Genomic DNA, 12,784 nt, shown 5'->3' with positions numbered 1-12,784 from the left:
CGCCTTTGTTCGCGCGGCTTGTCGGATGTCATGCAAGCTCGTTTTTGATCAGTTCAGCATTCATCCAATGCGTGTCGCTTTGCACATGATCTTCGCGCACATACTTGGCCAGGCGGGTTGGCATATCCTGTTCCGAAAATGCAGCCATATCACGAACCACGAAACCCTCTTGCCTATCGAGATCGAGGTTGGAAAGAACAGTGCTAACAACTTGATCCGAAAACGGCCCGCGATGCAGTTCTGGTACCGGCGCGATCCCAAGTTCGGCAAAGCGAAAGAGAGTCGCGTCCCAGGCCTGAACCTCCTCTTGTTTGATCCATACAAAACCCAGAAAACAGGATGGTAAAGCGCGATATACGATAGAGTGGCGTGCAAAGAGATGCTCGCCAACAATACGCTCATTCTCGGCCAGTTGAGGTGAGATGCCAGCCGCAAAAGCTTTCATCCAATCGCGCGACGGATGGTATCGGGCATCAAGGCTGCGTGGTTGGCAGCCCTGGTTGTGAATAGTCGAATTCTCACCGTCCATTTTCTCGGTGAAGACCACCTCATCGGCGGCAACCAGCCCGTCGACACTGCGCATGATTTTGTCATCGCTGGTAGCCCCAGGGGATTGTGGCAAATGGAATGCGCCGCCGTATTTCTTAAGCATTTTGTTTTCAAATTCGTTGGTTTGCCTAAGCAAATGCGACTTTGCTCCACTGCCCAATCACATTTTCGCACCCCCCGATTGATCCCTAAACCAGTTTGATTCATACTCCGCTTAAGGCCGAGAGGGGCACAAGATCCCTCCGGGCAGGCAAAAACGAGGCTCGAGCATGAAAAAGTTCCTCTTAATAGCATTCTGTGCTGCGTCCGTGGCAAGTTCTCCGTTGGCGGTTGAGGCCGCGCAAATCAAGCGGGCGTGTCTGGCGTCGGACCGTTCGGCTGCGACGCGGGATCGGTGCAGTTGCATTCAACGCGTGGCCGATCAGGCGCTGACGCGCAGCGACCAAAAGACCGTCTCGAAATGGTTCGCTGACCCCCATCAGGCGCAGGAGCTGAAAATGTCACGCACCGCGCGGGATGATGCGCTATGGGATCGATATCAGAATTTTGGCCAGATGGCGCAGGCGATCTGTAGCTAAATACCTCAGCATCCTTGACCTGACCCGTCCTGCGCCCCAGAAAAGGCGCAGCAAAAGGGGTGTGCGATGGTGATGAAAGGGCTGACTTTGCGGGGCCTTGAAGTGTTCGAGGCCTTGGCGCGCACCGGTTCGGTGGCGCAGGCGGCCGAGATCACCGGGCTCAGCCAGCCATCGGTAAGCCAGCAATTACGCAATCTGGAAAACGCGTTGGGCACCGAACTGGTCGACCACGGACGCCGCCCAATGCGGCTGACGCAGGCCGGGCGCAGCTTTCTGACCCGCGCTGAGACGGTTTTGGCCGAATTGCAAATGGCCCAGAGCGAATTGACCGTGATGGATCTGGGTCATCTGACTACCTTGTCCATCGGGCTGATCGACGATTTCGACAATGACCTGACACCCAGACTGGCGACATTGCTGGCCGACAGCCTGACGCGTTCGAAATTCAAACTGATCACCCTGCCCAGTCTTGATCTGTTCGCCGATCTCGAGGCACAGCGCCTGCACATGGCCGTATCAGCCCATTCGGGTGAAGTGCTTGAAGGCGTTGCTGAATACCCGCTGGTGCAGGACCCGTTCATTCTGGTGACCCCTAAAGGAGCGCAGGATGCAGTGCAGACCCTACCCTTTCTGCGTTATGCCCGTGAACAGCTTATCAGTCGCCAGATCGAGGCACATCTGGCCCGCCAGAAACTAGAGTTCGAGGAACGGTTCGAGATCGGTTCGCACCTTGCGTTGATGGCGATGGTCGCGCGCGGCCTTGGCTGGGCCATCACCACGCCCTTAGGGTTCATGCGCGCCGCCCGGTTCCACGACGGGCTTGAGGCGCACCCTGCCCCGTTTGGGGACTTTTCTCGAATGATCTCGCTGTTCACCCGCACCGACTGGTCCGATCAGGTTCCGCAAGAGGTGGCCGATATGATGCGCCGACTGATGCGCAGCCAGATCGTGGACCCAGCCTTGACGCAACTGCCTTGGCTGGACGGTCGGCTTAAGGTGATGGCCTAACCACGCAGATGAGCGGCGAGGCCTTCCACAGCGGCCTCGATCAAGTCCAAAGCTCCGTCAAAATCACGGGTGTAATAGGGGTCGGGCACATGGTCCGCGCAGGTTTCTAGGGCAAAATCGGTCAGCAAGCGGACCGGAGTGTCGCTGCCCTCGGGGCGCAGATCCTCGATATTGGCGATGTTGTCGGCATCCATACCAAGGATCAAATCAAACCGGTTGAAATCCTCGGCCACAAATTTCCGGGCGCGCAAATCGCCCAGTGCTACCCCCCGTGCCATTGCTGCCTTCTGCATCGGCCCATAGGGCGGGTCGCCGACATGCCAGCTCGAGGTCCCGGCGCTATCAGTCGCATAATGTGGTGCACGGGCGCGAAACACGCCCTCGGCAGCGGGTGAACGGCAGATATTGCCCAAACAGACAAACAGGATACGGTGGCTCATGCACCAAGGTGTAACGTGTGAGGTAGGAATGGAAAAGATTGTCATCCTGACCGGAGCAGGAATCTCGGCCGAAAGCGGGTTGGGCACATTTCGGGACGAAGGCAGGCTTTGGTCTCAGCATCGGATAGAAGATGTCGCTACACCCGAAGGGTTTGCGCGTGACCCGGCTTTGGTACAGGGGTTCTACAATGCCCGCCGCATTCAGGCGGCGAACGCGCAACCTAATCCGGCCCATCAAGCGCTGACCCGGTTGCAACGCAACTGGCCCGGTGATGTTGTGATCGTGACCCAAAACGTAGATAGCCTGCACGAAGCCGGCGGGGCCAAAAACGTTCTTCATATGCACGGAACCCTTGCAGGGGCGCTTTGCGCCGCGTGCGACCACCGCTGGGTTGCCCCCCCGGAGATGTCCGTGGGTGAATCCTGTCCCGCATGTGCCGCACCGTCTGCCAGACCCGACGTAGTTTGGTTCGGAGAGATGCCTTATCACATGGAAACCATCTACGATCACCTTTCCGAGGCTGCGATCTTTGCTTCGATCGGAACTTCTGGGCAGGTCTATCCGGCCGCCGCTTTCGTGCACGAGGCTGCCAATGCTGGTGCACGGACCGTCGAATTAAACCTTGAACCCTCGGATGGCGCGTCCAGCTTTGAAACGGTCATCCTCGGCCCGGCGTCGGAAACAGTCCCACGCTGGGTCGACGACCTGCTGGGGCAACAATAGATGTCAGATACAAAAGAGATTTATTGTATACTGAACCCGCGACCACAACCGGAGGCCCACATGACCGACCCTCATACGCCGCACGAAGAAATCCTTGATAGCCACAGCCTGGACGGTCGCGAAGCGATGGGAGAGCAGCTGGCCAATCTGTGGTGGACTTTTTTGTTGCGCGGCATTCTCGCCGGTGTGTTGGGGGTTGCAGCGTTGTTCTGGCCGACGGGCAGCATTTCGCTTCTGTTGCGTCTAGTCGGTCTGCTACTGGTGCTTGACGGCGGCGTCACCCTGTTTGGGTTCGGTCGACGCGGCCTGATCGGAGGATTCGGAATAGGCGCTTTGCTTATTGGGCTGGTCCTTCTGATCTGGCCCGAGGGCGTGGCGCGACTGACCTTCTTCCTTTTGGGTGCATGGGCCCTGATTGTTGGCGTCGGTTCGCTGGCAGCGTGGCGACAAATACCGGATCAGCATCCAGATTCGGCAACCTTCCGCAATTCAGGGATCGTCGCGTTGCTGATTGGGCTGGTTCTGATGTTCTGGCCAGGCAGCGGAATGGTGGCACTGGGCTGGGCCATTGCGTTCTCGGCGCTGGCCTTCTCGGGGGTCATGATCTTCCTCGCATTGCGTTTCAAATCCGCCCGCGACCGCGTTTCGATGCGCGTCGTCAACCGCTAGACTCGACGCAAACAGGCCGGGCTCAGCCCGGCCTGACGCGTGGATGACCGCCGCAAAGCGGCGCGAAGACGCGCGTAGCTTCAGTGCGAATGCGACCCGTGCCCACCAGCGTCGTGACGCTTCAGATCAACCGGAATGTCGACCTCGACCTCGCCTGCCTTTTCGAAGATCAAAGTGACGGGGACAGTGGATCCTTCTTCGAAAGGCGCCGTCAGCCCCATGAACATGACGTGGTCCCCTCCGCGTTTCAGCGCACGAGCTTCACCCGCCGGGATCACGAACCCTTGCTCGACATGGATCATCTTGGCAACGCCGTTGGCATCAACCTCATGCGTGTGCAGTTCAACCCGCGCCGCAGCCTCAGATTCAACGGCGATCAACCGGTCATCTGCGTCACCGGTGTTTTCGATCATCATGAACGCCGCACCGGCTTTGGCAGTCTTGCCGGACGAACGCGCATAAGCATCTTCGACGGCAATCGAATCCTGTGCCACTGCGGCGGTTGCAATGGTGGCGGCGGCCAGAGTGGCCAATAGTTTGAATGAAAAGCGCATCTGGCTTCTCCTGCTTTAAGTGTCTGAGAATAAGTTGATTGTCAGAACACGACAGGAGGAGCCCGCGCAGGGTGATGTGGAATTGGTGCCGCAATCAGGTTGCGGCGTGTCCGTGCGGGTTGAACCTGATCGGGCTTTGGCGCTTCGGGCACGCGGGACGAAACATCAAGGACCGCCCCAAGCAACGTCATCGCATAGTCCGGACAGAAATGCGGAGGCTGCGTGGGTTGTCCATCCGCATCCGTATAGACGACCACAGGGCCGTCTCCGGTACACAAGACCATCTGCCCAACGGCAGTTTCCATGCCCCTAGACGCGGCTACTCCTTGCCCGGTGAGCAAGACAAGCAGCGACAATACAAAAGGCAACGTCTTATGCAGAACAGCTTTCATTTCGCCTTTGATATAGGCCGGACGTTAAGAGGGCTTCAAGCGCAATCGAATACGCTTGAAGCCCGTGGGTCAGGAGGAAAGTATCAACCGTCCCGTTCGGTACGCTTGACAGACCCTTTGGTCAGGCTTGTATGCAACCTGTTCACCTGACGTTGCATCCGAAAACATGTCCCAAAGGTTTTGCCGAAAAAAGCGGCCAACAGGGAGAAAGATTCGAGAGATTTGAAAGACATGAGAATGATCTCCGTCGGATGAATATGCTTAAACATAACGTCATTCAGAGCGGAGGTATGTGAACAAAATCACTCCATATCCACGGATTGTCACCAAATCGCGCTTTTTGGCTTTGATGCAATAGAAAAGGCCCTGCGCCATCATGGGTACAGGGCCGAATATTTTACATGTGAAAAAGGCTTAGGCCGAGGCTTGCGCCTTGGCGATTTCCTTTTTCACTTTCAGCGCGTTAGCCGACAGTTCGTCGTCCTTGGCTTTGGCCAGGAACGCGTCCAGACCACCGCGGTGGTCGACCGAGCGCAGAGCAGCCGCCGAGATGCGCAGCTTTACGCCACGACCCAGGGTTTCCGACTGCAGGGTAACGTCGTTCAGGTTCGGCAGGAAACGACGACGAGTTCTGTTTTTGGCGTGGCTGACATTGTTGCCAGTCATCGGGCCTTTTCCGGTCAGTTCGCAACGGCGCGACATGGTTTCTTCCTTTGTTTCTGGAGGCCCGGCATAACACCTCGGCCAAATCACAAGGGGCGCAACCCGAAGTCGCGCCCGAAAACTGGTTGGATGCGTGTAGTGGGAATCGACGGAAGGGTCAAGACGGATCGCGCGGATTCTTTACGCCAACTTTGTTTGTTCAGCCAGCAGGTCCCGATTGCGACCACAAAAGCGGTTTACCGTTTTTAAGATGGCGTTCCAACAACCGGGCTTGCTGCCGTGCCTCAGGTATCAATCTGGCGGTTTCTCGCGTGGGAAGACCCTTGGCCAAGTCTGGGAAAATCTCGAAAATCTCACGCCGCGCATTGGGGTCCAACGCCCGCAACGCCTCAACACCGGTGAAAAGGCTTTCAGTCGGCGCTCCTCCGGCAAAAACAACCTGATGCGCATCAAACAGCAGGTGGAAATACTCCACCTCATCCACGTTCTCGTCAACGAAAATGCCGGGCGTATCAACAAGTCTGATCGCGGCAACAAGAACTTCAGGCGCACCAAACATTCGCTGCGCGATCCAGGACCGCACTAGCATTCGATGCTGTCGCGATACCAAAAGGTCTTCGTGCGGCAGGCCATCACCAAGCGCCCCTGCTGATATACGAACTGGTCGCAGACGAGGGTTGGCCTGTAAATCTGCCTTGAAAATGCTGCGTCGCCCAATCCATCGCAGCGCTTGCACGCCTTGTCCCAGCGTCAGAACTTCGTCCCCAACCTTCAGCGTCTGGATGCAACGGTCACCTTTGGTCGTCAAAATCTTGGTGTCTCGAGTAAAGCACGGCACGCCCGACCCGTTTTCGAAAGCACTGTATGTGACGGTTGCGCCCGACGGCAGCGTGAACGTGCCACTGGACACCGAATAGGCAACCCCGGCCTCAACCGTGAACGTACCGAATGTGGCGTCGTTAACGACCGTGCCTTCCGGTAGGTTCAGCGTGTCTGTACCGCTTCCGCCGACGACGTCATCGTTGACGGTCGTACTGCTGAAATTGAGCGTGTCATTACCCGCCCCAAGCCTGATAGAGCCGACATCAGACCCGCTGACTGTTATCGTATCGGAATTTGCACCGCCCGAGACTCGTCCAATCACAGTACTATTGGAAATGACGATGTTGTCGTTACCCGTATTCCCAACCACGTTGTCGGAAATCGTGCTGTCCGTGACCGTGATATCGTCATCGCCGCCTCGACCGCGAATGTTATCAATAGGAGACCCTTGGGGAGTGCCGTTCAGCGTCCCGCTGTCGTTTGTGACGTCAATATCATCGCCACTGTTGGTCCCATTGATACGAGGCATAGTCTCAGGTCCTGCGATTTATACGATCACAATACCATCTTTACGCGCACTCGACAGCCCCCCGCACGCAGTACGGGAAACTCGGTTCACATCACGCAATTCTTGTCTTCAGGAGTATCCCTGGCCTGGCATCAGGTTCGATAACAGTGTTTCTGCCGCCACTGACGGGCTTAGTCCCTCTTCTCGAACCGCGTTGCCCAGCCGTTCCATCTCGGCGCGGGCCTGTGGGGTCGCAAGCCGCGACAAGAGCGCATTGCGCACTTCCTGTTCAAACCAGAACTGCGCCTGCTCCGCTCTGTTCGTGGACCAATAACCGCTTTCCTTGCGCCAATTTGTTAAAGAGCGCATTTCGTCCCAGGATTGCTCAAGCCCATGCTCTTCAACCGCAGAGACCGTCATGGCCTTGGGGAATCCTTCAGGGTCTTGCGGGCGCTTTCTCAGCAAACGCAGCGCTCCTGCATAGTCGGCACAGGTCCGTGTGGCCGTTGCCTTGAGATCTCCATCCGCCTTGTTGACAAGAATAATGTCGGCCATCTCCATAATACCGCGCTTGACCCCTTGCAGCTCGTCCCCACCTGCAGGGGCCAGCAGCAAAAGAAACAGGTCTGACATCTCGGACACCACGGTTTCCGACTGCCCTACTCCAACCGTTTCAATCAAAACCACGTCAAACCCAGCTGCCTCGCACAGGGCGATGGCTTCGCGCGTTCGACGCGCAACACCGCCCAAATGGCTTTGGCTGGGGGAAGGTCGGATAAAGGCGGCAGGTTCCCGGCTTAGGCGCTCCATCCGGGTCTTGTCGCCCAAAATCGAGCCCCCAGAACGGGTCGAACTGGGATCGACGGCCAGAACCGCCACGCGCAATCCCTGACTGATCAGCATCATGCCAAAGCTTTCGATGAACGTGGATTTACCGACGCCCGGCGTACCTGACAGCCCAATCCGCAATGCCTGTCTCCCCGCGCCTGCGAGACGCGCCAGCAATTCGCTGGCCTGCGCTCGGTGGTCGGCGCGGCCGCTTTCTACCAAGGTTATTGCACGGGCCAGCGCGCGCCGATCCCCGTTTAAAATCCTGTCACTCAGGCTGTCTATTTCCATTTTAACCCCGATCTTTTGCGGCACGACTACTTGCCGTCGCTGAAGCCGATTTGTCCAGACCGGACTGCGCCGGAATCCGTCTGGATGTAAGCAGGTCGTCACCCGCAAACCACAGAACTGGACGCGGCCCGATGCTTGGCGGATAAAGCCCGCATGACTCGCCTGCCCATTGAAGACGCCATCCCCGATCTGCTGGACGCCCTACGAGCTTCGGGGCGCGCCGTGCTGCAAGCGCCCCCGGGCGCGGGCAAGACGACTCGTGTGCCTTTAGCAATGCTCGAGGCAGGGCTGTGCGCTGACAAGATCGTGATGCTGGAACCCCGTCGGCTGGCTGCCCGTGCCGCAGCGGAACGCATGGCCGAAACGCTGGGCGAGCGCGTGGGGGAAACTATCGGCTACCGGGTGCGTGGCGAGGCAAAAGTGTCCAAATCCACCCGGATCGAGGTTGTGACCGAAGGCATTCTGACCCGGATGCTGCAATCCGAACCCGATCTGCCCGGCGTCAGCGCGGTGATCTTCGATGAATTCCACGAACGGTCCTTGAATGCCGATCTAGGGCTGGCGCTTTGCCTCGAAGTGATGGGCGCGCTGCGCGACGATCTGATCCTGCTGGCAATGTCCGCGACATTGGACGCTGAACCGGTCGGACATTTGATGGGCGCTCCGCTAGTGACGTCTGCGGGCCGCAGTTTTCCGGTCGAGACACGCTGGCTGGACCGCCCGCTTGGTCCGCAAGCACGGCGGTTGGATGCGTTGGTCGATCTGGTGGTTCAGGCCGAGCGTGAAACGGCAGGTGGGATGCTTGTGTTCCTGCCCGGGGAAGGTGAAATTCGCCGCGCCGAGGCCGCTTTGGCCGGACGCTTGCCTAACAGATGCACGCTGCGCCCCCTGTTCGGCGCAATGCCCTTTGCAGCACAACGCAAGGCCATAGCTCCGATTGAGGAGGGGCGTAAGATCGTTCTTGCCACGTCGATTGCCGAAACCTCTCTGACCATTCCAGATATTCGTGTTGTGGTCGATATGGGGCAGGCGCGACGCGCGCGGTTTGATCCGGGCTCGGGGATGTCCAGGTTGGTCACCGAACGCGTCACACGTGCCGAGGCTACCCAGCGCGCAGGCCGCGCGGGGCGCGTGGCAGAAGGGGTCTGCTATCGCCTTTGGTCCAAAGGAGAAGAGGGCGCGCTCGCGGCCTACCCCCCAGCCGAGATCGAAGCCGCCGACCTAACCGGTCTGGCGCTGGAGCTTGCGCTTTGGGGGGCTGAATCAAACGACCTCGCTTTTCTGACCCCTCCGCCCGAAGGCACCATGGCCGAAGCCCGCAGCTTGTTGACCATGTTGGGCGCTTTGGACGGCAAGGGGCGGATCACCGATCACGGACGCGCCCTTTCGGCCCTGCCCCTGCATCCCCGGTTAGGCCACATGCTAGAGCGTGCCGGGTCGGACGCATCTTCTCTGGCCGCGCTGATGGCCGAACGAGACCCGCTGCGCGGCGCGCCGACCGATATGTTGCTGCGGCTAGAAGCACTACGCGATCTGCGCGCTTTTCAGCGCAATCGCATCTGGCAAGTGAATTCGGGGGCAATTGACCGCATAAAGGCCGAAGCCAAGCGGCTGCGCCGAAATGGAAAGCCATCTGATCTGAGCCCCGCAGCCATGGCTGCGCTGGCCTACCCCGACCGTATCGGCCAGCGTCGCAAGGGTGACGATCCGCGATATGTTCTGTCTGGCGGAAAAGGTGTGGTGTTGGACAGTGCCGACACTTTGGCAGCGAGCCCTTATCTGGTTGTCACAGACACCGACGGCAACCCCCGTGAGGCGCGTGTGCGCATGGCCGCGCAAATATCCGAGCGCGAAATTCGCGATCTGTTCGCGGATCAGATCGACTGGGTTGATAGCTGCGTCTGGTCCAAACGGGACCGCCGCGTTGTTGCGCGTCGGCAAGAGCGGCTGGGTACCATAACTCTGGACGACCGCATTTGGAAAGACGTGCCCGAAGACATACTGGCTATGGCAATGCTGGACGGAGTGCGCGATCTGGGTCTGCGGTTGAACGGCGCATCGGCGCGTCTGGCCGCGCGGGTCGAATTGGTCAGGGCCGAGGGCGTTGACCTGCCCGACTTCTCGCCTGCCGGGCTGGCCGCGTCGTTAGAGGACTGGTTGCTGCCGATGCTCTCCGGCGTGCGATCGGCTGACGACTGGAAAAAGTTCGACCTGCTACCTGCATTGCGCGCCCGGTTGGATTGGAACCAGACACAGGAGCTGGACCGACGCGCGCCCGGATCATTCGAAACACCTTTGGGTCGGAAAGTGCCGATTGACTACGGCGGTGCGGCCCCCGAAATCTCGGTCCGGTTGCAAGAACTGTTCGGAGTAACCCGCCATCCGATGGTGGGCGGCGAGCCCCTCAAGATCACTCTGCTGTCCCCTGCCCAGCGCCCAATCCAGATCACACGGGACTTACCGGGGTTCTGGGCCGGCTCGTACGAAGACGTTCGCAAGGATATGCGCGCCCAGTATCCAAAACACCCGTGGCCAGAGGATCCAACCCAAGCTGATCCGACACTGCGCGCAAAACGCCGACGTTGATCCGCTGATGACAGTCTGATCATTTTCCGGGCACAAAGACCGCCAACACCTATCAAACCTTCACCCCTTCATTGAACATATACCATTTCGTTGTTATGTGCTGCTCTGAGGAGGCGCCCTGACCACAGGGCGTAAGAGCATGACAAAATGGCTGCACAATATCTGGGAAGAGGTCGCAAGACCTCTGATCCTGCGCCCGCGCAGGGTGCAATTTGCCGCGTTGTGCACTCGGAATACAAACGAGGGCGTGCAGGTTCTGCTGATTACAAGCCGCGATACCGGACGTTGGATCATACCAAAAGGTTGGCCGATTGACGGGCTCAATGGTGCACAGACCGCAAGACAGGAAGCCTGGGAAGAAGCCGGGGTAAGGGCGCGAACCGTTCAGGAAAAACCCGTCGGGCAATTTGCATATGAGAAAGTCCTCAAGGATGGCTCGGCACAACCCGTTCTGACGACGGTTTTCCGCATCGAGGTTCAGGACCTAGCCGAAGACTTCCCAGAAAAAGATCAGCGCACACGCGAGTGGGTATCGCCCACGACCGCAGCCAAGAGGGTGCACGAGCCCGAGTTGCGTGACTTGCTGAGGCAATTGTAACAATTAAGCGACAAATTGATTACAACGGTGTTGTCCCTGAACCGGAAACCGGATAGCGGCATGCGTCGATCCGATTTTCGGTATGAAACACTATGTCAGACCAAAGCTCAAAAACCCGATGGCAGACGCTGGACAGCGATCTGAACCGTATCTCACGCGTTGAAACCGCGAATGTCCACGTGGCACGCCCCATGCTGGCACCGGGGATTGCGCTGGCCTTTATTGCCCTTGCCGGTTTGTCGGCGGCAGTTCTGTTTGGCCAGGCAGATGGTGGACTAATCGTAGTCGCAGCAGCCGCGTTCGGCGCATACATGGCAATCAACATCGGCGCCAATGACGTGGCCAACAACATGGGCCCAGCCGTCGGCGCCAATGCGCTGTCCATGGGTGGCGCCATTGTTATCGCAGCGATTGCCGAAAGCGCTGGAGCATTGCTCGCCGGAGGAGACGTGGTTTCCACGATTTCGAAAGGCATCATCGACCCGGCCTCGGTTCAGACAAGCAACGTGTTTATCTGGGCTATGATGGCTGCGCTGATATCTTCGGCGATGTGGGTTAACCTTGCCACTTGGGTTGGCGCTCCGGTTTCGACCACACATTCGGTCGTGGGTGGAGTTATGGGCGCAGGTATTGCCGCAGCCGGTCTAAGCGCCGTCAACTGGGCAACCATGAGCGCCATTGCGGCAAGCTGGGTCATCTCTCCGGTATTGGGTGGGGTGATTGCTGCGGGTTTCCTTGGGTTGATCAAGGCCAAAATTCAATATCAGGATGACAAGATCGCTGCTGCACGGCGATGGGTTCCCATTCTGGTCGGCGTCATGGCCGGAGCATTCGCAACATATTTGGCCGTTAAAGGGCTGAAGCGGATCGTGAAAGTCGATCTGGAAATCGCACTGCTGGTTGGGCTGCTGTCAGGAATTTTGGCGTGGTCGGCAACTATTCCATGGGTGCGCCGCAAATCCGAAGGACTGGAAAACCGGACCAAATCACTGAAGTCCTTGTTCGGTTTGCCGCTGGTCATCTCGGCTACATTCCTGAGCTTCGCCCACGGCGCCAACGATGTCGCCAACGCAGTCGGCCCCTTGGCTGCAATCGTGCACGCGGCCGAGTTCGGTGACTTTGCCTCAAAAGTTGCGATTCCGACATGGGTTATGGTGATCGGGGCCTTCGGGATATCTTTCGGCTTGTTCCTGTTCGGTCCCAAACTGATCCGCATGGTTGGCAGCCAAATCACCAAACTGAACCCGATGCGTGCCTTTTGCGTGGCTCTGTCGGCTGCGATTACCGTGATCGTGGCAAGCTGGCTGGGTCTGCCCGTCAGTTCGACACATATCGCTGTTGGCGCCGTGTTCGGCGTTGGTTTTTATCGTGAATGGCATTCAGATCGCCGCTGGAAAGCCTCGAACCAGCAGCGACCGCCCCAGCGTCGTTTGGCGCGGGAAGAGCATAAGCGGCGCAAACTGGTGCGGCGTTCGCATTTCATGACCATTATCGCGGCATGGGTTGTTACGGTTCCGGCTGCTGCTGCTATGTCAGCCGTGATCTTCTGGATACTGACGGCCTTTCAATAAAAC

At 58.3% G+C, this 12,784-nt stretch carries 14 protein-coding genes; 7 read left to right on the top strand and 7 right to left on the bottom strand.

Going from position 1 to position 12,784, the window contains the following annotated elements:
• Positions 1-28 precede the first annotated feature (28 nt).
• Positions 29-709 (bottom strand): RNA ligase family protein, encoded by a 681-nt coding sequence (locus GOW48_RS11725; protein WP_331251796.1) that lies wholly within the window; start codon positions 707-709, stop codon positions 29-31.
• A 109-nt stretch (positions 710-818) separates the two neighbouring features.
• Between GOW48_RS11725 and GOW48_RS11720 the strand changes: the two genes are divergently transcribed.
• Both GOW48_RS11720 and GOW48_RS11715 read left to right on the top strand, forming a co-directional pair.
• Positions 819-1,127 carry a hypothetical protein gene (locus GOW48_RS11720; RefSeq protein ID WP_170753872.1) on the top strand — a complete coding sequence of 103 codons (309 nt, stop codon included), beginning with the start codon at positions 819-821 and terminating at the stop codon, positions 1,125-1,127.
• Between the two features lie 66 nt (positions 1,128-1,193).
• Positions 1,194-2,135: a LysR family transcriptional regulator gene (locus GOW48_RS11715; protein ID WP_170355006.1), complete on the top strand. Its 942-nt coding sequence runs from the start codon at positions 1,194-1,196 to the stop codon at positions 2,133-2,135.
• On the opposite strand, the gene GOW48_RS11710 is transcribed toward GOW48_RS11715, so the two are convergent.
• Entirely contained in the window at positions 2,132-2,575 is a 444-nt protein-coding gene (locus tag GOW48_RS11710) for a low molecular weight protein-tyrosine-phosphatase (RefSeq protein WP_170753870.1), read from the bottom strand. The genes GOW48_RS11715 and GOW48_RS11710 overlap by 4 nt on opposite strands.
• Before the next feature lie 28 nt (positions 2,576-2,603).
• Between GOW48_RS11710 and GOW48_RS11705 the strand changes: the two genes are divergently transcribed.
• Both GOW48_RS11705 and GOW48_RS11700 read left to right on the top strand, forming a co-directional pair.
• Complete coding sequence (locus GOW48_RS11705) at positions 2,604-3,299, top strand: NAD-dependent deacylase (RefSeq protein ID WP_170753868.1); 696 nt, start codon at positions 2,604-2,606, stop codon at positions 3,297-3,299.
• Between the two features lie 60 nt (positions 3,300-3,359).
• On the top strand, positions 3,360-3,968 hold the full coding sequence (locus GOW48_RS11700; RefSeq protein ID WP_170753866.1) for an HdeD family acid-resistance protein: 609 nt from the start codon (positions 3,360-3,362) through the stop codon (positions 3,966-3,968).
• An 80-nt stretch (positions 3,969-4,048) separates the two neighbouring features.
• On the opposite strand, the gene GOW48_RS11695 is transcribed toward GOW48_RS11700, so the two are convergent.
• From GOW48_RS11695 to meaB, 5 genes are all read right to left on the bottom strand, one after another.
• A complete protein-coding gene (locus GOW48_RS11695) occupies positions 4,049-4,522 on the bottom strand; it encodes a copper chaperone PCu(A)C (RefSeq protein WP_170753864.1) in 474 nt (157 codons plus the stop codon).
• Positions 4,523-4,563: 41 nt separating this feature from the next.
• Positions 4,564-4,914 (bottom strand): hypothetical protein, encoded by a 351-nt coding sequence (locus tag GOW48_RS11690; RefSeq protein ID WP_170355001.1) that lies wholly within the window; start codon positions 4,912-4,914, stop codon positions 4,564-4,566.
• A gap of 414 nt (positions 4,915-5,328) precedes the next feature.
• Positions 5,329-5,616: a 50S ribosomal protein L28 gene (gene rpmB, locus GOW48_RS11685; RefSeq protein WP_008756960.1), complete on the bottom strand. Its 288-nt coding sequence runs from the start codon at positions 5,614-5,616 to the stop codon at positions 5,329-5,331.
• A 160-nt stretch (positions 5,617-5,776) separates the two neighbouring features.
• Positions 5,777-6,928: a Hint domain-containing protein gene (locus GOW48_RS11680; RefSeq protein WP_170753862.1), complete on the bottom strand. Its 1,152-nt coding sequence runs from the start codon at positions 6,926-6,928 to the stop codon at positions 5,777-5,779.
• 108 nt (positions 6,929-7,036) lie between these two features.
• Positions 7,037-8,026 carry a methylmalonyl Co-A mutase-associated GTPase MeaB gene (gene meaB, locus GOW48_RS11675; protein ID WP_170753995.1) on the bottom strand — a complete coding sequence of 330 codons (990 nt, stop codon included), beginning with the start codon at positions 8,024-8,026 and terminating at the stop codon, positions 7,037-7,039.
• A 153-nt stretch (positions 8,027-8,179) separates the two neighbouring features.
• Between meaB and hrpB the strand changes: the two genes are divergently transcribed.
• The 3 genes from hrpB to GOW48_RS11660 all read left to right on the top strand — a co-directional run bounded on the left by hrpB (position 8,180) and on the right by GOW48_RS11660 (position 12,781).
• A complete protein-coding gene (gene hrpB / locus GOW48_RS11670) occupies positions 8,180-10,612 on the top strand; it encodes an ATP-dependent helicase HrpB (protein WP_170753859.1) in 2,433 nt (810 codons plus the stop codon).
• Positions 10,613-10,751: 139 nt separating this feature from the next.
• On the top strand, positions 10,752-11,210 hold the full coding sequence (locus GOW48_RS11665; RefSeq protein ID WP_170753857.1) for an NUDIX hydrolase: 459 nt from the start codon (positions 10,752-10,754) through the stop codon (positions 11,208-11,210).
• Between the two features lie 92 nt (positions 11,211-11,302).
• A complete protein-coding gene (locus tag GOW48_RS11660) occupies positions 11,303-12,781 on the top strand; it encodes an inorganic phosphate transporter (protein ID WP_170753854.1) in 1,479 nt (492 codons plus the stop codon).
• The last annotated feature ends 3 nt before the right edge of the window (positions 12,782-12,784 follow it).

Source organism: Ruegeria lacuscaerulensis (assembly GCF_013033355.1).
Classification (GTDB): Bacteria; Pseudomonadota; Alphaproteobacteria; order Rhodobacterales; family Rhodobacteraceae; genus Ruegeria; species Ruegeria lacuscaerulensis_A.
This window is presented reverse-complemented; position numbering and strand designations above follow the sequence as displayed.

Bases quoted from the DNA above. Each gene is read 5' to 3' on its own strand.
- GOW48_RS11720 (WP_170753872.1), top strand. From the start codon at position 819: ATGAAAAAGTTCCTCTTAATAGCATTCTGTGCTGCGTCCGTGGCAAGT.
- GOW48_RS11715 (WP_170355006.1), top strand. From the start codon at position 1,194: ATGGTGATGAAAGGGCTGACTTTGCGGGGCCTTGAAGTGTTCGAGGCC.
- hrpB (WP_170753859.1), top strand. From the start codon at position 8,180: ATGACTCGCCTGCCCATTGAAGACGCCATCCCCGATCTGCTGGACGCC.
- GOW48_RS11695 (WP_170753864.1), bottom strand. From the start codon at position 4,522: ATGCGCTTTTCATTCAAACTATTGGCCACTCTGGCCGCCGCCACCATT.
- GOW48_RS11700 (WP_170753866.1), top strand. From the start codon at position 3,360: ATGACCGACCCTCATACGCCGCACGAAGAAATCCTTGATAGCCACAGC.
- GOW48_RS11660 (WP_170753854.1), top strand. From the start codon at position 11,303: ATGTCAGACCAAAGCTCAAAAACCCGATGGCAGACGCTGGACAGCGAT.
- GOW48_RS11690 (WP_170355001.1), bottom strand. From the start codon at position 4,914: ATGAAAGCTGTTCTGCATAAGACGTTGCCTTTTGTATTGTCGCTGCTT.
- GOW48_RS11705 (WP_170753868.1), top strand. From the start codon at position 2,604: ATGGAAAAGATTGTCATCCTGACCGGAGCAGGAATCTCGGCCGAAAGC.
- GOW48_RS11680 (WP_170753862.1), bottom strand. From the start codon at position 6,928: ATGCCTCGTATCAATGGGACCAACAGTGGCGATGATATTGACGTCACA.
- GOW48_RS11665 (WP_170753857.1), top strand. From the start codon at position 10,752: ATGACAAAATGGCTGCACAATATCTGGGAAGAGGTCGCAAGACCTCTG.
- meaB (WP_170753995.1), bottom strand. From the start codon at position 8,026: ATGGAAATAGACAGCCTGAGTGACAGGATTTTAAACGGGGATCGGCGC.
- GOW48_RS11710 (WP_170753870.1), bottom strand. From the start codon at position 2,575: ATGAGCCACCGTATCCTGTTTGTCTGTTTGGGCAATATCTGCCGTTCA.
- rpmB (WP_008756960.1), bottom strand. From the start codon at position 5,616: ATGTCGCGCCGTTGCGAACTGACCGGAAAAGGCCCGATGACTGGCAAC.